Here is a 19,021-nt window from a genome sequence, read left to right on the forward strand (position 1 = left end):
GCTTAACCCATGCCGCAGGCGGGGCAGTTGATAGGTACGGGCTTGCCTTTGCCGCTGCCTTCCTCCTGCTTGGGGCTGGGCGCATCTTTTTTGCAGCCGGTTGTGGCCTGGGCCACCACGCCCAGCAGGATGGCACCGAGTAATGCTTGGGGTAATTTCATGGCGTAGGGGTTGGTTTCAAATGGATACCGATGAAATGTGACACGATGGGTGGGCCGCCAGCGGCCCGCCCCTACTTGGTAGAGTCGCCGGGGTCCGGTAAGGTTGCATCAGCGGGAGCTAAAGTCCGGATTTTTCGTGCCCATCTCCACACAAAAATGCCCCGGCAACTGCCGGGGCATTTTTGTGCGTCATCGAGTTGCAGAGTTGGCTACGGCATGCCGGCCCCGCCGCTGGCCCCGTACACCTGGCCGGTGGCGTAGCTGGCCATGGGGTCGGCGAGCTGCACGTAGATGGAAGCCAGCTCGGCCGGTTGGCCGGGACGCTTCATGGGCGTGTCGCCGCCGAACTTGACGAGCTTCTCCTGGGTGGCACCGCCGCTAACCTGCAGGGGCGTCCAGATGGGGCCCGGGGCCACGCCGTTCACCCGAATGCCTTTCGGGGCCAGCTGCTTGGCCAGGGAACGGACGTAGTTGGTGGTAGCGGCCTTGGTCTGGGCGTAGTCGTAGAGGTTTTCCGAGGGGTCGGTGGCCTGCTCGGAGGTGGTGCCGATGATGGCCGAGCCCGGCTTGAGGTGGGGCAGCGCGGCCTTGATAATCCAGAACGGGGCGTAGATGTTGGTTTTCATCGTCGCGTCGAAGTCCTCGGTCGTCAGCTCCAGAATCGACTGGCGCTGCTGCTGCCGGGCCGCGTTGTTGACCACGATATCCAGGCCGCCGAGCTGCTTTACAGCTTCGTCCACCAGCTTTTTGCAGAAGGCCTCGTCGCGCAAGTCCCCGGGAATGGCCACGCCTTTGCGGCCCTCAGCCTTAATCAGGGCAATAACCTCTTTAGCGTCGGCTTCTTCGGCGGGCAGGTAGTTGATGGCCACGTCGGCGCCTTCGCGGGCGTAGGCAATGGCCGCGGCCCGGCCCATGCCCGAGTCGCCGCCCGTAATCAGCGCTTTGCGGCCCTTAAGGCGGCCCGAGCCCTTGTAGCTTTTCTCGCCGTGGTCGGGCTTGGGGTCCATCTGCGAGGCCAGCCCCGGCCAGGGTTGGCTCTGACTTTTGAATGGTGGCTTGGGGTAGGCGGTGGTCGGGTCGCGCAGGGGTTCGGCGGCCGTTTCGGCCGGGGCGCTGCCGCCACCCTCAGTGCCAATTTCGGCGCCAAACACGGGGCTTACGGCCGCTACGGCCAGGCTGGCACCCAATCCGCTGATAATCTGGCGGCGGCTGAGCTTGTTTTCCTCTTTCATAGTGAATAGTGTTTCTGGTTGGTTATGGGGTTCGAATAAGCACTTACGGAACGAGTAGGCTTCACAGATGAGAAAAGTTAGGGCGCGTAGCCTATAAGCTCCACCGTACGGAGCATTTTTTACGCGTTTCACGCCGGCAGTTTAGCGGCTTCTTTTGGCCGGAAACCTGCCGCGGCGGGCAGCTTTTTCCGCCTGTCGTTGCCCTGCCCGGCCGTTGTTCCCGGGTGGTCATTGGCAGCGCGGGGCTGGCCAATGCACCAAGCAGCTAGGCAAAGGGCCGCCAGCTGAAAAAAGAAGCCGGACGAAGCGGCGGCATTTCCGGCTGCTCCGCCATTCCGGGTTAGCTTTGCGGCTTGCTTTATCCTTTCAGCTCCATCTATGCCCGGTTACCAGAGTCTGGCCGATCTTGCCGCTATTGAACAAACGCCGCTGCGGGAGCGGCCTAGTGCGCCCAACACCTTTGCCATGGTGGAGCAGGGTGCGGCCCTCAACCCCGGGGCTCTGGCCCTGCGCTTCGTGCTGAATGGCGAGCAGCCCACCCGGTCGACGGACTTCACCTACGCCCAGGTACTGGACCGCCTGCACCAAACCGCCAACCTGCTTCACGAGCTGGGCGTGGGCGCCACCGACGTGGTATCCTACCTGCTGCCCAACCTGCCTGAAACGGCCTTTACCTTTATCGGCGCCCAGGCCGCGGGCATCGTCAACCCCATCAACCCGCTGCTGGAGCCGGCCCAGATTGCCGACATCCTCAACGCCTGCGGCACGAAGGTGCTGGTCACGCTGCGGGCCTTTCCCAAAACCGACATCTGGCAGAAAGTAGAAGCCCTGGCCGCCCTGGTACCCACCCTGGAAACCGTGCTGACCGTGGACCTGCGGCCCTACCTGCCCCTGCCCCAGCGCCTGGCCGTGGGGGCCCTGCGCCTCGCGCAGGCCACGCCCCAGCTGCCCGGCCGCCGCGTGCTCGACTTTGGCCGGGAGCTGCGCCGCCAGCCCGCCGACCGCCTCACCTCGGGCCGCACCATTGCCAGCACCGACGCGGCCTGCTACTTCCACACCGGCGGCACCACCGGCACGCCCAAGATTGCGCCCCTCACCCACCGCAATCTGACGTTCATCACCGGCCTGACGGAGTTTATGACCGGTACGGCCGCCGAAACCGGGCCGCTGGTGTACTTCTGCGGCCTGCCCATGTTCCACATCAACGGGGCCGTCGTCACGATTTGCGCGCCCTGGTCCATGGGGCACACGCTGGTGCTGGGCAGCCCGGCCGGCTACCGCGGTCCGGGTATCGTGGCCAACTTCTGGGAGCTGGTCGAGCACTACCGCATCACGCTGTTCAGCGGCGTGCCCACCGTGTTTAGCCGCCTGCTGGAAGTGCCCACCACCGGCCGCGACTTAAGTTCGTTGCAGTACGCCATCTGCGGGGCCGCGCCCCTGTCGCGGGAGCTGATTCTGGAGTTTGAGCGCCGCACCGGCCTGCGCATTGCCGAGGGTTACGGCTCCACCGAGTGCTCCTGCATCAACACGCTCACGCCCTTCGGGGGCGACGGTCCGGCGGGCTCCATCGGGCTGCGCCTGCCCTACCAGGACGTGCGCATTGGGGTGCTGGACGCGCAAACCGGCCTTTACCAGCGCCCGGCCGAGCCCAACGAAAGCGGCACCATTCTGATTCGGGGGGAAAACGTGTTCCGGGGCTATCTGCAGGCCGGGCACAACCAGGGCGTGTTCGTGGACGTGGGCGACGGGCAGGCTCCCTTCTTCAACACCGGCGACCTGGGCCGGCAGGATGCGCACGGCTATTTCTACATCACCGGCCGCCAGAAGGAGCTCATCATCCGGGGCGGGCACAACATCGACCCGCGCCTGATTGAGGATGCCCTGCAGCAGCACCCCGGCGTGGCCCTGGCCGCCGCCATCGGCAGCCCCGACCCCGACGCGGGCGAGCTGCCGGTGGCCTACGTCACCCGGGTGCCCGGCCACGCCGTCACGGAAGCCGAGCTGCTGACCTTTGCCGCGGCCCACATTTCGGAGCGGGCCGCGGTACCCAAACGCATTTACCTGGCCGACGAGCTGCCCCTGACCGCCATCGGCAAGATCTTCAAGCCGGCCTTGCTCAAGCAGGAAATTGCCCGCGTCTTCACCCAGCGCCTCACCCAGGCCGGCCTGCAGGTGCAGCCCATCCTCGTGCGCGACGACAAGCAGTTGGGTCTGGTAGCCGAAATCGACGCCACCGGCCCCACCGGCACGGACGTGGCCCCGGCCGTGCAGCAGGCCCTGAAAGGCTACACCGTGCCGTATGTGCTCCGGCCGGCGGCGGGCTAAACTTCTGCCGGCTTGATTCAAAAGTAACCCGACGGGGAGCTGGGAGTACCGGCATGGGGAAGGCCAGGCGACTACCGCCGCCGGCTCCCGCCCCCTTGCCCCGGCCCTAATATCCAGGCCGATTGCCTAGCTTTGATTCGGGCTATACCCTGTAGCTAATTCCCGTTCTCCTATTGCTTGTTATGAAGTACTTGCTTGCCGCTATTTTGCTGCTGACCATGCACGCCGCCGAGGCCCAGATTCAGGGGGTACTGATGGGCATGCGCGGAGCCCAGGCCGCCTACAATCTGTCGCACCTCAAGAGGAAGCCCAACTCCGCCAAAGGCAAGGCTAAGGAAAAAGCCGAGGAAGCTCCCGCCGTGGTGCTACCGCCCGTCAAGCTGGTAGCGCCCGTTTCGTACCGGGGCCAGAGCTTTTCCCACCAGCGCACCCCGGCCGCCCAGCTCAAGGGCAAGGGGCAGGCTGAAATCCTGGCCCTGGAAGCCTTGCTCGACGAAACCCACGCCGACCTGCTGGCCGATTCCACGCAGTCCTTCCTGCCCGCGGCCCGCTACGAGGCCACCGTGGCGGCGGCCCGCACCGCTGCCGCCGCCCGCCCCAGCTGGGACTATGCACCCTACCAGAATGAGCTGGCCTTCTACCAGCAGGAGGAAGCCCGCCGCCAGCTGGTCCTGAACCCGCCCCCACCCGCCCCGGTGAAGCCGGTGCGCAAGCCGCCGGTAAAGCGCGGGAAGTAAACAGCTGATCTGCCGCATGCACCGCCTCTTACTCTGCTGCTTGGCGCTGCTGCTAGCGCCCCCGCTGGCCCGGGCCCAATATGCCTACAAGCCGCTTCCGTCGGCTTGCCGAGTCGGGCCCTTCTACCACTTCGACCGGGGCCAGCCCCGGGCCCAGTTCGGCCAAGACCTGACGGCCTACTTCACCAACCGGATTCCGACCCGCCTGTACCGGAATTTTAAAGGCCTGGTGCTGGTCGAGGTGCACGTCGATTCGCTGGGGCAGCCCTGCGCCCTGCGCTTGGCCGACCATACCTTTGGCTCGGACCCCGCGCTGCTCAACCTGCCCGCCCTCATTGGGGCCATGCCCCGCTGGAGCCCGGCCCGCCTTTCTGGCAAGCCCGTCAACATGGGCGTGGCGCTGCGCTTTACCTTCGGCAACCAGGCCCTGGCCGTCGACTATAATGACCGCGACGACCATGATGAGAATCCGCGCACGTCGGGCGTACCCTCGCCGCTGCATATTGCCAACAAAACCCAACGCTACCTGCCGGCCCCGGCCCGGATACGGGTGCAGGCGTTTACAACGCAGAACTCGGCCCTGCCCTGGGACCAGACCTTCGCCGTGGCCGCCGCTGCCGACCGCACCCTGTGGGCCGGGACCATGAACGGGCTGGTGCATGCCGGGGCCGGCAGGTAGCGTTGGGTTTTCACGACGGCCAACACCCCCATCCGCCCACCCATTGGCAACAACGTTTCGGTACTGAGCCTGGCCGTCGACAGCCACAACCACGTGTGGCTGGCCACTCACACCCAGGTCTACCGCTTCGACGGCCGGCAGTGGACGCTGTTTGATCTGACCAATAGTCCGCTGCACTACTGCCGCCGGCTCTTTGCGGATGCGCTGGGCAACGTCTGGTTTGTGATTCGGGATGGGCTGGCGCGCTTCGACGGGCAGCAGTGGACGGTGCTCACCCGCCAGAACTCCGCGCTGCCCTCTTTTTTTATCCGCACCGTATTTGTCGATAGCCACCACCGCACCTGGATCAGCGCCGACGAGGGCACCGTGTGCTTCGACAGTCCGCAGACGACCACGCACACGGACCCGAAATACCCCTGGGGCAAGCTGGCCTTCAGCAACGCCGCCGAAGACAAGGACGGCAACATCTGGTTTGCCCTCAGCGGCTCCGGCTCGAAGGGCCTGGCCTGCTACTCGGCCCGCGGCGAGTGGAGCTCGTACACGCTGGCCAATTCGGGGCTGCCCAACCAGACGGTTGCCGACGTGGCCTGTGAGCCGCAAACGAATGTCATTTGGCTCAGCGTTTATCAGGTGGGCCTCGTGCGCTTCGACGGGAACCGGTGGAGCTTGTTTACCCCGGCTAATTCGGCCGTTCCCAGCACGACGATTAGTGACCTGACCTTCGACGCCAACGGCACGTTGTGGGGCGCTACCTCCATAGGACTAGTGCAGGTGCGGCCCTAACCGGAACAATAGTATCCGCCTATTAAAAGCATCCTGCCCTATGCCGCTGCGCCCACCCGAGGAAATTCTGGCCAAGCTGGTCCTGGGGCTGGCCTGCTCAGCCGCTGGGCTGATTTCCCTAAAGGCGGCCCGGCAACTCTACCGCCACCGGGCCCACCTGCGCGAAACCGGCGTCCTGACTGGCGGCACGGTGATTCGGCTGGACAAGAACCTGGATGATAAGGAGGACATTAAGCTCTACCCCGTGGTGCGCTTCGCCACGCCCCAGGAGTCGCTGACGCTGCGCTACGAGCACGGCCGCTACCCGGCCGAGTTTGCCCACGGCCAGCAGGTGGAGCTGTTCTACAATCCGGAAAATCCCCGGGATTTTTTCATCGTCCCGACCGGCCCCGACGAGGACGTCTGGAGCCTGGTCGTTTTTGGCGTTATCTTCCTGGGCTCGGGCCTGTATATCTGGCTTTTTGCCTGATCTTCCATTGCTGTTGCCTGCGCCTTTATCTGTCACCTGTCATCCTGAGGCGGAGCCGAAGGACCTGCCTCGCCTAGCTCACTACAACTAGATACCAACGTAAAAAGCCCTTTACCACGCCGGTGGTAAAGGGCTTTTTACGTTTACTCAGGTTTGTCACTCAGGGGAGGAAGGTCCTTCCCTGCGCTGCGCTGCACTCAGGATGACAGCCGAAGCAGTTGTATGGAACGACTAGCCCATTTCTGCTACTGCTTGAGCAGCTTCACCGTGGCCGTGCTCGTGCTGGTGCTTACCCGCACCACGTAGAGGCCCGCCGCGGCCGGCAGCGGCACGGCCACCCGCTCGGTGGCGCGGCCCGGCTGGACCTGCTGCTGCCACACCACCGCGCCCAGCAGATTCAGTAGCTGCACCTGCGTGGGTTGGCCCTGGGCCCCGCGGATTTCCACTTCGGCCTGTTGGCCAGGCACCGGGTTTACCACCGCCGCCACGATTAGCGGCGCGGCAGCCCGGGCGGCTTGCACGGCCAGCGTCACGCAGGCCGCCGGCACGTTACTCGACCAGTCGGTGGGCACCATGTTCACCAGGGTGCCCTGGTGGCCGTGGCCGGTTTGGTCGAGGGTGACCAGGCCGCTGCCCTCGTTGAAGGACCAGTAGGCTTCCAAACCCGCCGTAGTGGCGGGCACGGCGCACATATTGGCCTGAATTTCGGCCGCCGTCAGGGCCCGGGTCCAGGTGCGCACCTCGTCGAGGCTGCCGTTGAGGACCCGGCTGTTGTCGAAGTTGCGGCCCAGGAAGAAGTTGCTGTTGGCCACGAAGGAGCCGGTGGCATTAAGCGAGGCATTGAGCTGTCCGTTGAGGTAAAGCCGCAGCGCCGTGCCGTCGTAGGTGGCGGCCACGTGGTACCAGGTGCCGGCCGTCAGGTCGGTCGGGGAGTTGACTTTGCGGGTAATACCATTGACGAGCATCACAAACTGCAGGCGGTTGGCAGCCTGGTTGGCGTCGCCGAGGCGGACCAGGGCCGTGTTGGCGCCATCCTCCATGCCCATCACGCTGGAAATGAACGGGGAGCCGGTTTTAAACCCAGTGGGCTTGAGCCAGCACTCCATGCTCAGGGCCGCGCCGGTCAGGTTGACGGGCCCCGCATCCACGTACTTGCTGGCCCCGTCGAAGCTCAGGCTGGAGTTGCCGCCGGAGCTGTTCGGATTTACCACGGTGATGTAGCCGGTGCGGGTGAGCGAGTCGCGCCCAGCGGCGTTGGTGGCCCGGAGCTTCACGCTGTAGGTGCCGGGCGCGGCGTAGCTTACCCCCGGAAACACGGCCGCGCTGGCGGCCGGCGTGCCGCCCTCAAACGTCCACCGGTAAATGCTGGCGTTGGTGGAGGCGTTGGAAAACGTGACGGGCTGCCCGGGAATTACCACCGTGGCACTAGCCGCAAAGTCCACCGTGGGCTTGGTCGTGACGGCCGCGCCGGAGTAGAGCTTGAGGCGGCCCAGGTTGAGCCGGTAGCTGGCCACGGGCGCCGCCGCCGTGGCCTGCACCCCAATCAGGGCCAGCTCCCGCCCGGCGTGGTTGCCCAGCACAAAAGTGCGCGTGGTCCAGAGCGTGTCGGTGGTGGTACCCAGGTCAAGGGCGGCGGGGTTGCTCAGGTCGTCGGCGAAGTAGAGCAGCAGCTTAGCGTTGGCCGGCCCGACCGCCCCGGTTTTAAAGGTCACGTCGAGGCTGGTAATGGTGGCGGCGGGCAGCGGGAGCTTGGTTTGGAACAGCTTCACGGTGGCGCTATTGCTGCCGCTCAGGCTGCCCTGCAGCTTCACCGACGTACCCGCGTAGTAGGCCCGGCTGAAGTCGTAATCCACGGTGACGGGCGCCGTGCCGGTTTTGTTCCACTGCCAGCTGGGCAGCAGGCTTTGCTTGCCCATGTCGGTCCAGCCCTTCACGAGCTGCTCCCCGTTGTTGGCGAACATCTTGCCCTGGCCCACTGAGAAGTAAGTATCAAACGGCAGCGAGTTGATGACGCTGCGCACCGGCACGTAGCTGCCGAAGCCCTTCCAGCCGGTGGCATCCTCGGTGGTGACGTCCAGGTCGTTGCCGGCAAAGAGGCGCTGCTCGGTCTGGTAAAAGCCCGCGTAGTCGGCCGCCGAGCTGTTGAACGAGTTGAAGCCGCCATTGAAAGTCAGGTTGGCGGCAAACAACCCCACCGACAGCAGCGGCTGGGTCCGGTCCCCGCCGGCGAAGTAGTTGTCGAGCCAGTTGGTGCGGGTAAACAGGGCCTGGGGGTTGCGGTTGGGCCAGAGGTCGGCGCCCATGTACACGTCGAACGGGCTGCGGCCCAGGCTGGTGGCCGTGGTTACCGAGGTGTTGATGTTGGTGGCGCCGGTCCAGAAGTAGTTGGTAAACATAGCGTCGCTGACCCGGGCCGGGCCGTCCTGGAGCAGGAGCTGGTTGTTGGCGTTCAGCGCGTTCTGGTAGGAAATACTGCCGCCGGGCAGCATGGCGTCGTACCAGTGGATTTCCATGCCCGCGGGCCGCAGCTGCTGCAGGCGCTTGAGCAAGTTGCGCAGCTCGATGGCCGTAGCCGCGGGCACCGACGACTCCTGGTTGAAAAACCACCCGTCGAAGCCGTAGTAGGTGGCCACGTCCACCAGCTTCTGGGCGGCGGCGTACTCCCCGTTGCCGTCTTTCTGAATCAGCAGGTTTACGTCGGCGGCCGAGGTGAAGACCGAGCCAATGACCTTCACCCCGTTGCGGTGGGCGGCCTCCACCCAGGGCCGGGTCGGCAGGGCCACGGGCCCATCAAACCAGGTCAGCACGTCGATGTACTGCCAGTGGGTGAAGTTGTAGAGGTTGAAGCGGTTCTGCTCGTTGAGGTAGCCGGCAAAGCCGCTCATGCCGTCGGGAATGTAGTTGATTTTGTGGCTGAAGCTCTGCGCCGGGTTGATTTGGGTGCTGAGCGTGTTCTGGCGCCCGGCCAGGGTTACCCGGCTCACGTTCTGGGGCACGGCCGTGGGCCCGGTGGGCGTCCAGGCCAGCAGCTGGGCCACGGAGAGCTTGGTGTACTGGGCGGCGGGCTCCAGCTGGGCCAGGGCGGGCCCGGCACTGGTCAGCAGCACAAGCCACAGCCAGCCCAGGCGGCGCAGGGCATTGTGCAGGGCAAAACGAGGGTAGCGTAGCAGCATCAGACTTAAGGATTTAGAGGACGTAAATTCACTTGTCGGTCAAGGTACAACTGAATTCGGATTCTGCTATATCCTTTTAGCGGGGCGCCAGGCAAAGCTCCGCTGGGCCTACCAGGGTATTACGCGGCAGCCCAGCAGAACAACCCTGCGAGACTCTGCGCCATCCACTGCGAGACTCTGCGGGCAATCTATTTGCTACTGCCCAAAGCACCGGATGGCGGCACTTAGAAACTGCGCGTAGGCGGGGCTGTCCTCACCGTCGTGCTGCTTGGTGTAGCGCGGGTCGTCGAGGTAGAGCTGGGCCAGGCCCTGGTAGGCGGCGGGCCGGTCGGCTTCGGCCACCGCCGGGCCCCAGAAACCCACGATATTGGCGTAGTGCCGGGCTACCTGGGCCTGCACTGCGGGGCTGGCCGGGTCGAGGTGGCGCAGGTGGCGCAGGGTGCGGTTGATGTCTTTCTGCTCGGCAATGAGCTGGTCGAGGCCGGGCTTGCCGAGCTGGCGCAGGTGCTGCTCGGCGGCTGCGATGGTAGCCGGGCCGTATTTGGCCACTACTTCGCGGCGGTAAGCTTCGGCCTGGTCGTTGGGGAAGCCGGCGTAGAGTTCTTCGTTGGTAAGCATGGTTCGGGTGCCGTTGAGGTGGGAAATAGTCTGGTCGAGGGTGCTGAGCAGGGTGCCCAGCCGCGCGTGGCGGGCCTGCAGGGCCTGGCGGTGGCGCTGCAGCGCCGTAGTCAGGTCGAAGGCCGGGTCGTCGAGCAGCTGCTGAATTTGCTCCAGCGTGAAGTCCAGCTCCTTGTAAAACAGAATCTGCTGGAGCCGCAGCAGCTCCGGAGGGCCGTAGCGCCGGTACCGCGCTTCGGTGCGTTGCGAGGGCCGCAGCAAGCCAATCCGGTCGTAGTGGTGGAGCGTGCGCACACTCACCCCGGCCAGCTGCGCCAGTTGTTGACAGGAAAGAAAAGTTGCCGCCATCGGACTCCGGTTTAAGTGCTTGACCCGTCAAAGGTAGACTATGACGTAAGGGGCGAGTCAAGCAGAATTTTCGCTTTTTTCGAGCCGTCGGACCACCCCCTCCCGCCCACGCGCCCACGGCCCCGTCCGGGCCATCGGCGCGTGGGCGCGATACCCAAGCGGCGGGCCCGGATTCGGGAGCCCCAGGATTACTTGCCCCTAATTTTACCTTAACTCCCGCCGCTACCGAGCGTTAGACTAGGCTTACCTTGTCCGCTAACGTTTGCTGCAGCTATGAAAAAATCTTCCCTCCGGGGCGCCGTCGTGGTCATCACCGGCGCCAGCAGCGGCATTGGCCGCGCCACGGCCCTGACCTTCGCCCGGCACGGGGCCAAGCTGATTCTGGCCGCCCGCCGCCCCGACGTGCTGGCCCAGGTAGCGGCCGAGTGCGAGCAGCTCGGCGCCCCCGCCCTGGCCGTGCCCACCGACGTTACCGACCCCTTGGCCGTAGCCCGCCTGGCCCAGACCGCCCAGCACTTCGGCGGCATCGATATCTGGGTCAACAACGCTGGCAGCGGGGCTGTGGGCCGCTTCGAGGACGTCCCCCTGGACGCCCACGAGCAGGTACTCAAGCTCAACCTGCTGGGCTACCTCTACGGGGCTCACGCCGTGCTGCCCTACTTCCGGCAGCAGGGCCACGGCACGCTTATCAACGTCATATCGTTGGGCGCCTGGCTGCCCGAGCCTTACACGGCCTCCTACAGCGCCAGCAAGTACGGGGCCCGGGGCCTGATGGACACCCTGCGGGCCGAGCTCAGCAACGCGCCCCGCATCCACGTCTGCGACGTGCACCCGTCCTACATCGACACGCCCGGCTTCCAGCACGGGGCCAACTACGTGGGCAAGGTCATCAAGCCCGCCCCGCCGGTATTTCCCGCCCAAAAAGTGGCCGACACCATCCTGGCCGTGGCCCACCGCCCCCGCCCCACCACGCTGGTCGGCTGGCCGGCCCAGCTCCTGCGCTGGTCGTACTCCCTGGCCCCGGGCCCGGTAGGCCGCCTCAGCCGCCGCCTCTTCGACACCTACTTTGCCCAGGCCCGGCCCGCGCCGGTCAGCGACAACAGCCTGTTCACCCCCAGCCCCGCCCCCCACGGCACCGGCATTTCCGGGGGCTGGCGCCGGCCCACCACGCCCCGCAACGGGCAGTGGCTGGGCGCCGCCCTGGCCGCCGGCCTGGCAGTGGGCCTGCTGGTGTGGCCCCGCAGCAGGTCTTAGTTGTTAGTTGTCAGTTGTCAGTTGTCAGTTGTTAGGCCTGTCATCCTGAGCGCAGCGCAGCGGAGGGAAGGACCTTCCTCCCCTGAGTGACAAACCTGAGTAAACGCACAAACGCCCTTTACCGCGCCGATGGTAAAGGGCGTTTGTGCGTTGGCACTACCCGCAGTGGGGTAGGCGAGGAAGGTCCTTCGGCTCCGCCTCAGGATGACAGGCCTAACAACTAACAACTAACAACGGACAACTAACAACTATTGCTACCGCCGGCCGACGGCTTTAGCCGGCTTGCTGCCCGGGGCCGGAAGCTGGGCTAGCTGCTGCTTCAGGTACTCCTCCATTTCCGTCACCCGGTCCTGGCTGATGGCCTCGTTCACCAGCACCACGATGCCGGTTTGCTGCCCGGGATACAGGACGCAGCGGGTGTTGAAGCCGATGGAGTGCCCGTTGTGGAAGATGCGCCGCTGCCCGTCGGGGTCGGTGTCCAGCATCCAGCCCAGCCCGATGCGGGTGCCCCAGGCGGGTTGGTGGGCCAGCTTCACGGCCGGCTCCTTCTCGGCCAGGTTGGCCCGCACGTAGGTCAGCAGGTCGGCGGGCGTAGAGTTCATCGTGGCCCCGCCCCAGTAGCCGGTGTAGTTGGCGTGGGTCTGGGCGCGCAGGGTTTCGTCGTAGCCGGTGGCGAAGCGCGGCAGCTCCGGGGCCGACAGCACCCGCTTGGTGTCCTTCATGCCGAAGCGGCTCTGCACGTACTGGGTGATGAGCTGCTCGTAGGGCTGCTGGTAAACCCGCTCCAGCACCAGCTGCAAAATCAGCACGTCCAGGTTCTGGTAGCGGTACACTACCCCGGGCTTGGTGCTCAGCTGAAAGGCGTGCATATCCTGGAGCAGACTATCGGCCGTGTAGCGGTTGTAGTGGGCAATGCGCACCCCCAGGTCGGCGTACTCCTTGTCCAGCCGGGCCTTCTTCTCCTTGCTGTACTGCCGGGCCGTACTGGGCAGCCCCGAGGTGTGGGTGGCCAGATCCACCAGCCGCACCGGCTGCCCCTCAAACTCCAGATTAGGGTACTGCCCCGGCAAATACTTCCGAATGTCGTCGGTGAGCTGCACCTTTTTATCCACCACGGCCTGGGCCAGCAGGGTCGTTACGAAGGTTTTGGCCACCGAGCCCAGGTCGTAGTACGTGGCCGGCGTGGGCAGGCGGCCCGAGCCTTTCGTGACTTCCCCGTAGTTGTAGAAGTAGCTCTGCCCCTGCCAGTACACCCCAATGGACAGGCCCGCCGCGTCGGGGTGCTGCATATACAGCGTGGCGGCCCGGTCTACGGCCTGGTCGAGCGGGGTACGCCGGCGGTTGTCGGTAGCCAGGGGCGTAGCGCGGGCGTTGGGCTGGGCCAGGAAATCGGAAATGAAGTAGTCGTCGATGACGCCGGGAGCCGACGAAACCAGCCTTACCCGCAGGTTCTGCCGCTCGCCCTGCCAGGCAAACTCGCGCTGGGTGTTGCGCCCGGGCAGCCCCCGGCTGCTCACGATGCGCCCGGTCTTGGCCTGCTGCTTGCCCAGCAGCGCGGCCATACTGCCGGCCGGCTCCAGCTTCTTCAGCGCCTCGCTCCCGAAGGCCTCAATGCCCTTGAAGTCGCCCCGGTTGAAGCGGGCCACCAGTGTGTCGTTGAACTGGGCGTAGGACGTGAACTGTGGTGTTTGGGCTTGCGCCCCGGTACTGTTTAACAACGCCAGAACGGCCAGCAAGGCCCCCGCGGCCCGGTAAGAATGCAGCATAACGGAATAGAGAAAGGTGAAACCCGAATAGCGCCCGCGCCGCTGCTCGGGCAGCGTAGGCCCCGGCAAGCTACGGAATCAACCCGTCAGGTCCACGCGGCCCTATCCTCACCCCCCCCTTTCGCGCCAACCCGGCAAAAAGTATAGCTTTACTTGACTATAGCCCCAGCCCTATGAAGCACCTCTCCTCCCTGCTCCTGGCCCTGGCCTGCGCCGCCCCCAGCCAGGCCCAAACCGCGCTGACCTTCACCGCCCGCGCCCCGCTGCCCGACGGGGGCCGCTACGCCATGGGCTACTGCCAGGACCAGTCTTACTTCTACATGGTGGGCGGCGGCAGCCCCGCCACGGCCTTTACCAGCCAGGTATACCGCTACGACCCCGCCGCCAACAGCTGGGGCACCGGCCCCCTGAGCACCGGCCAGGTCCCCGACCACCGCCTCGGCAAAGCCGTGCTCCTGCCCGACGGCACCAACCCCATCCGCCTCTACGTGCTCCAAGGCGCCACCTCCGCTGGGCCCATGACCAGCATGTCGGTGCTGAATGCCACCACCGGCCAGGCCATTGCCACCTCCACCGGGGGCACGGTGGCCTCCAACGGCGGCACGGCCACCTGGAACGGCCTGCTCTACTCGTTCGGCGGCGTGCTGGCCAACGGCGCCTTCACCAACGAGCTGCGCCGCTTCGACCCCGCCACCCGCATCTGGACCAGCCTGGCGCCCATGCCCGAAGCCAAATCGGCCCAGGGCGCGGCCGTCAACGGCAAAATCTACGTCCTCGGCGGCTTCGACGGCGCCGTCAACTCCAACCGTATCGACGCCTACGACATTGCCACCAACCAGTGGCAAACCCTGGCCCCGCTGCCCACTACCGTCTCCAACCAGGCCCTGGTGGTGCAGGGCGAGTGGCTCTGGATGATTGGCGACTTCACCGCCCAAACCTACCTAACCGCCTACAACACCCGCACCGGCCAGCTGCGCACCTTCACCTCCAACCTGCCCGGCCGCCGCAACGCCGCCGCCGCCATCCTCAACAACCAGCTCTACGTCTGGGGTGGCAACACCGCCGCTTCCAACGCCTCCACCCTCGCCGACATGTGGCAGGCCAACATCAGCAACATCCTGCCCACCGCTGCCCCCGCCCGCCTGCCCCAGCTCACGGCCTACCCCAACCCCAGCCCCACCGGCGAATTCACCCTCCAGCTACCCGCCGGCTCCCACCGGGTAGTAGAAGTGCACGACGCCCTGGGCCGCCTCATCCTGCGCGCCACCCCCGCCCCCCAAACCGAGTCCTACACCCTGCGCCTCACTCCATACCCCGCCGGCCTCTACTCCGCCCGCATCCGCACCACCCAAGGTCTGACCTCTCCCTGCCAGCTTGTGCGCCCGTAACTCCCGTCTGTTATGGCGAGCAGTGCGAAGCCATGCGTGCCCTGAGATGTGCTGAGCTACCCTCCACTGAAAAGCCCCTTGCTACTGCGGTAGCAAGGGGCTTTTTGCGTGTCTAAGCACCTCGCTTCCAAGCGCATATTCAGTGCTGCTACTGACGTATCTTCTACCAAGCAGGACTATACTTACTCAACAGCCCCACACGTAACCCCGACCATCATGGAGGATATCCTACAGCCCCTGCTCGTCATTTTGGTAGGCGGACTTTTTGCACCGTTGCTCACCCAAATAGTCGAAAAGCTCTATGCGCAGATTAGCGGCAACACCACCCCTGAAAAACCGCTGCCCGACGACGACACTTCCCTCAAACGCAAGAAATGGCTGCGCTTTTTCGCTACCGCAGTAGCAATTCAGCTCCTCCTATTCACAGGATTTTTCTTCCTGTCCAAGGCCACTTACTTCGATAAAAACTATTTCCCAACTACCGAAAGAGAACTAATAAGAGAAGGCCTTAAAAAGAACAAGCAGTATGTCATTCCAAGAATAGTATTTAAAATATACTCTGAGTCCCGAAACGGCGTCGCTCTAATTAATAACATCTACAAAGGAAAAGGAATAAACTACTGCACACTAGTCTCTATCGACTATGAAATCATTGCCCTCAAGGATTTCAACTCCGAGAAATTATTTGAAGAATACTACAACGCTATTGACGCAATAGACGTGCTCCAGGAGCCAGGCAGCGAAATAGAAGGCAAGGACGCCAACCCCCAACCCGCTATTCTAACCTATCAGCTCACCTCCACTCTCAAGAAGTACGAAAGAAGAACCATAACAACTAGAGCCGACTTTATCTACAACACACTCCCGGCCCAAAGAACCTTTTTCAACAAAATAATAGCCGGCACAAACACCGATATCTTTTACTATCCCAACAACGAAGACGACGTCATTGGCGAGCTGGAATTCCAGATAATAAGCAGAAGCTTGGACCTAAATACCCCCGCCAAAAACGACGTAATCCTCAGCACTGATGATGGCAAAGAAATTACGCTAGACCCCGTACTAGTAGAAAGCCGCGACAACGGCTGTCTAAATTTTAAAATAATCACAGCAAAAGTCCCCCGCCTACTAAACAATTCCAAAGTAGGAATAAAATGGAGCTGGCGATAACCCCCCAAACCAAAAAAAGGCCCCGGCGGTTGCCGGGGCCTTTCCATTTCTACCAAAAACCCCAATCGGCAGGCTCCCCCTCTCCCAGAGGGGAGGGGGCCGGGGGGTGGGGTTACCGCACCACCCACCGCCCCTCCCCATCTACCTGCTCCAGCAGCACCAGCAGGTACGGCGCTTCCTCCACCCCCAGCTTGGCATAGTCCGCCAAGTGCACTTCCGCCTTGTTTTTCACCACCAGCCCCTGTCCCGGCGCGGGGGCGGCCGTGGCCGAAGTAGCCGTGTAGTAGCGCAAGCTCAGGCCCTTGCCGCTGCGGTTGCCCAGCGTAGGGGCCGGCACCCCCGCCTCCCGCCTATCAAAAACCAGCGTGGGCCGGCCGTACTGCGCCACGCCCCGGTACTCGGCCGCGCGCCGGGCCGCCGTTCTTACCGGCGTGCGCACGGCCTCGTACTGGCGCACCAGCTCGGGCTGGGCCAGCTGCTGGGCCCGCACGAAAGGGTCCAGGGCGGTTTCCAGCGTGTCCTTGGCCTGGGCCAGCAGCTCCGGCAGGGTGGCCGTGGCCGTGCTGGTGCCGGTTTCAATCTGCCGGGCCAGGCCCTGGGTGGCGGTCAGCTCCCGCAAGTCGGCCTGCAGAGTCTGGCGCACCTTGGGGTCGTAGCCGGCGTCGGCCAGGTCGGCCGGGGCCAGCGTCCCGATGGCCTGGTCAATCTTGGCCAGGTAGGTCAGCAGGTCGGCATCCTTACCGAGGCGCTTCTTGCTCAGCGGCGTTTTCAATTCCCCGCGCAGGGCCGCGTCGGGCGTCAGGGCCACCGCCAGCAGCCGCAGAATCTCGGCTTTCTGCCCCGCCTCGGTTTTCACCGCCTGCCGGTCGCGCGTTACCTCCGTGGTGGCGTGGTCCTGGGCGGCCGTCGTTTGCCCAATGCGGGCCACCAGGCCCGCCAGCGCGGCCCGGCCCGCCTCAATCCGTTTGATAGTGGCCAGCGGCTTGCCCGCCTCCTCGAAGAAGCGCAGTACCGCCCCGTACATCGTTACCTGATTCTGCTGTTTGGTAGTCATAAAAGGACGCGTAAATAAGTTAGAGTGAACTACATCCACCCGGTCAGGGATGGCCACAAAAGCTACCATTATTATTCATAAGCCCAACCCTATATTCAACCGCTACCCGCACTTTATTTTTGGACAGCAGCAACCCACTACCACCCGCCAGATACCAACTACCAGGTAACAGATACCAACTACCACTTGACAGATAGCAACTACCAAGTGACAGCCATCAACTACCACATGCCAGCCATCAACTACCACATGCCAGCCATCAACTACCACATGCCAGCCATCAACTACCACATGCCAGACAGCAACTACCACTCGCCACCTAGCAACTACCACATGCCAGACAGCAACTACCACTCGCCACCTAGCAACTACCATTAGTAAGATAACAACTACTGCCTGCCAGACATCAACAACCAACAACTAACAACCAACAACCAACAACTAACAACCAACAACCAACAACTAACAACCAACAACCAACAACCAACCGCTACATTTACCCCCTATGCTCAAGACGCTACCCTACCTGCTACTGCTATTTCTCCTTGCTACCGCCTGCAACTCCGCCGATGACAAAGGCGCCGACCCCGCGCCCCTGACGACCAGCATTGCCCTGCAAGCACCCGTGCTGCTCAACGACAGCACCGCCCAGCTCAGCTGGTCGGCCCTGAACAACCCCAACTTCCAGGAGTACCGCCTCAAGCGCTGGGAAGTGCTCAACGACCCCACCGCGGCCACTTTTACCGTACGCCCGAACAGCCTCAGCAGCCCCACCGTTGCCTACCCCGACGCCACCCTGCCCTACGCCGACGACGTCCAGTACCAGGTGGTCGGGGTCCTGACCTCGGGCCAGACCATCGAGAGCAACACCGTTACCCTGCACCGCCCCGGCGTCCATATTGCCCGCGCCCCCATCTACGACGTGCTCTTCGATGAGCCGAGCCGCACCCTGTACTTCGTCGGCAACACCGGCACCATCAGTCAGTACAGCCTGGCGTTCCAGCAGATAACCAAAACCATCCAGGTCGGCCAGAACATCAACTACGGCAGCCTGGCCACTTTCCGGGGGCGGCGGGAGCTCTACCTGCCCACCCAGAACGGCCGCGTGCTCATCTACGACGCGGCCACCCTCACCCCGCTCGACGAGCTGCGGGTGGAGCCCGTGCCCGCGCCCCACGGCCTGACCTCGGTGCTGGCCAGCCACGACCGGCTCTACATCAGTACCGGCCCCTACAACGGCCCCACCCTGCGCGTCTACGACCGGGCTACCAAGGCCCCGCTCCCCTACCAGAACAACCTCGACTGGTACAGCCAGCGCCTCTACCCGGTGCCCGGCACCAGCGACACCGAGCTGGTGGGCATGGCCCAGTACGTCTTTCCCATGTTTCACACCTACTACAGCTTCTCGGCCGGCGGCGCCTTCCTGGGCACCCAACAAAACGTTTCGCAGCGCAACCACCAGACCGACGGCCGCATCTTCGCCTTCTTCCCCGACGGGCAGCGCTACATCAGCGGGGCCTACGGCGACGTCTACAGCAAAACCACCGCCTACCTCTCCGGCCTGCCCCGGCTCCCGACCACCTTCACCTGCTACGGCCCCGACGCGGCCACCCAAACCCTGTACGCCGGCACTACCGACCGCCGCATCTACGCCTTCGGGCTCCAGGCGCCCCACCCGCTGCTGCACACCCGCAAAACCCGCTTTTACCCCTTCAAAATCCTGAAAGATCCCGCCGGCGGCTTTATCACCCTCAGCATCGACACTCCTATCGAAGCCTTCTTCCTAAACACCACCTTCTACGACGCCAAAGTCCTGGTCGAGCACCTCGACTAAGCCAGCCAGCCAGCAACACCCGGTAACCGT

At 64.1% G+C, this 19,021-nt stretch carries 15 protein-coding genes; 9 read left to right on the forward strand and 6 right to left on the reverse strand.

Annotated elements, in window-relative coordinates; all coding sequences use genetic code 11:
- Positions 1 to 2: 2 nt before the first annotated feature.
- Both CLV45_RS24950 and CLV45_RS12250 read right to left on the reverse strand, forming a co-directional pair.
- Positions 3 to 161: a chryseobasin-related MNIO class RiPP peptide gene (locus CLV45_RS24950; RefSeq protein WP_157807446.1), complete on the reverse strand. Its 159-nt coding sequence runs from the start codon at positions 159 to 161 to the stop codon at positions 3 to 5.
- Positions 162 to 370: 209 nt separating this feature from the next.
- Positions 371 to 1,393, reverse strand: coding sequence for an SDR family oxidoreductase (locus tag CLV45_RS12250; RefSeq protein ID WP_100336637.1), 1,023 nt, complete (start codon positions 1,391 to 1,393; stop codon positions 371 to 373).
- Positions 1,394 to 1,771: 378 nt separating this feature from the next.
- Here CLV45_RS12250 and CLV45_RS12255 point away from each other — a divergent pair, with 378 nt between their 5' ends.
- From CLV45_RS12255 to CLV45_RS12275, 5 genes are all read left to right on the forward strand, one after another.
- A complete protein-coding gene (locus CLV45_RS12255; RefSeq protein ID WP_100336638.1) occupies positions 1,772 to 3,718 on the forward strand; it encodes an acyl-CoA synthetase in 1,947 nt (648 codons plus the stop codon).
- Between the two features lie 182 nt (positions 3,719 to 3,900).
- Positions 3,901 to 4,455, forward strand: a complete 555-nt coding sequence (locus CLV45_RS12260) for a hypothetical protein (protein WP_100336639.1) — start codon at positions 3,901 to 3,903, stop codon at positions 4,453 to 4,455.
- A gap of 16 nt (positions 4,456 to 4,471) precedes the next feature.
- Complete coding sequence (locus tag CLV45_RS12265) at positions 4,472 to 5,134, forward strand: hypothetical protein (RefSeq protein WP_157807447.1); 663 nt, start codon at positions 4,472 to 4,474, stop codon at positions 5,132 to 5,134.
- A 93-nt stretch (positions 5,135 to 5,227) separates the two neighbouring features.
- Positions 5,228 to 5,917, forward strand: coding sequence for a ligand-binding sensor domain-containing protein (locus CLV45_RS12270; protein ID WP_100336641.1), 690 nt, complete (start codon positions 5,228 to 5,230; stop codon positions 5,915 to 5,917).
- 40 nt (positions 5,918 to 5,957) lie between these two features.
- Entirely contained in the window at positions 5,958 to 6,386 is a 429-nt protein-coding gene (locus CLV45_RS12275) for a DUF3592 domain-containing protein (protein ID WP_100336642.1), read from the forward strand.
- Between the two features lie 245 nt (positions 6,387 to 6,631).
- Here CLV45_RS12275 and CLV45_RS12280 read toward each other — a convergent pair whose 3' ends face one another.
- The gene (locus tag CLV45_RS12280; RefSeq protein ID WP_100336643.1) at positions 6,632 to 9,559 is read right to left on the reverse strand and encodes an endo-beta-N-acetylglucosaminidase; all 2,928 of its coding nucleotides are present in this window, start codon (positions 9,557 to 9,559) and stop codon (positions 6,632 to 6,634) included.
- A gap of 195 nt (positions 9,560 to 9,754) precedes the next feature.
- Positions 9,755 to 10,525, reverse strand: coding sequence for a MerR family transcriptional regulator (locus tag CLV45_RS12285; RefSeq protein ID WP_100336644.1), 771 nt, complete (start codon positions 10,523 to 10,525; stop codon positions 9,755 to 9,757).
- 273 nt (positions 10,526 to 10,798) lie between these two features.
- Between CLV45_RS12285 and CLV45_RS12290 the strand changes: the two genes are divergently transcribed.
- On the forward strand, positions 10,799 to 11,779 hold the full coding sequence (locus tag CLV45_RS12290; RefSeq protein ID WP_100336645.1) for an SDR family oxidoreductase: 981 nt from the start codon (positions 10,799 to 10,801) through the stop codon (positions 11,777 to 11,779).
- 254 nt (positions 11,780 to 12,033) lie between these two features.
- Here the strand turns inward: CLV45_RS12290 and CLV45_RS12295 are convergent, their stop codons facing one another.
- Complete coding sequence (locus CLV45_RS12295) at positions 12,034 to 13,545, reverse strand: serine hydrolase domain-containing protein (RefSeq protein WP_157807448.1); 1,512 nt, start codon at positions 13,543 to 13,545, stop codon at positions 12,034 to 12,036.
- Between the two features lie 173 nt (positions 13,546 to 13,718).
- Between CLV45_RS12295 and CLV45_RS12300 the strand changes: the two genes are divergently transcribed.
- Positions 13,719 to 14,933 carry a T9SS C-terminal target domain-containing protein gene (locus CLV45_RS12300; RefSeq protein ID WP_100336647.1) on the forward strand — a complete coding sequence of 405 codons (1,215 nt, stop codon included), beginning with the start codon at positions 13,719 to 13,721 and terminating at the stop codon, positions 14,931 to 14,933.
- Between the two features lie 108 nt (positions 14,934 to 15,041).
- Entirely contained in the window at positions 15,042 to 16,103 is a 1,062-nt protein-coding gene (locus CLV45_RS12305; RefSeq protein ID WP_157807449.1) for a hypothetical protein, read from the forward strand.
- Between the two features lie 112 nt (positions 16,104 to 16,215).
- Here the strand turns inward: CLV45_RS12305 and CLV45_RS12310 are convergent, their stop codons facing one another.
- On the reverse strand, positions 16,216 to 17,157 hold the full coding sequence (locus CLV45_RS12310; RefSeq protein WP_100336649.1) for a hypothetical protein: 942 nt from the start codon (positions 17,155 to 17,157) through the stop codon (positions 16,216 to 16,218).
- A 505-nt stretch (positions 17,158 to 17,662) separates the two neighbouring features.
- Between CLV45_RS12310 and CLV45_RS12320 the strand changes: the two genes are divergently transcribed.
- Positions 17,663 to 18,991, forward strand: coding sequence for a YncE family protein (locus CLV45_RS12320; protein WP_100336651.1), 1,329 nt, complete (start codon positions 17,663 to 17,665; stop codon positions 18,989 to 18,991).
- The last annotated feature ends 30 nt before the right edge of the window (positions 18,992 to 19,021 follow it).

Source organism: Hymenobacter chitinivorans DSM 11115, assembly GCF_002797555.1.
GTDB lineage: Bacteria > Bacteroidota > Bacteroidia > Cytophagales > Hymenobacteraceae > Hymenobacter > Hymenobacter chitinivorans.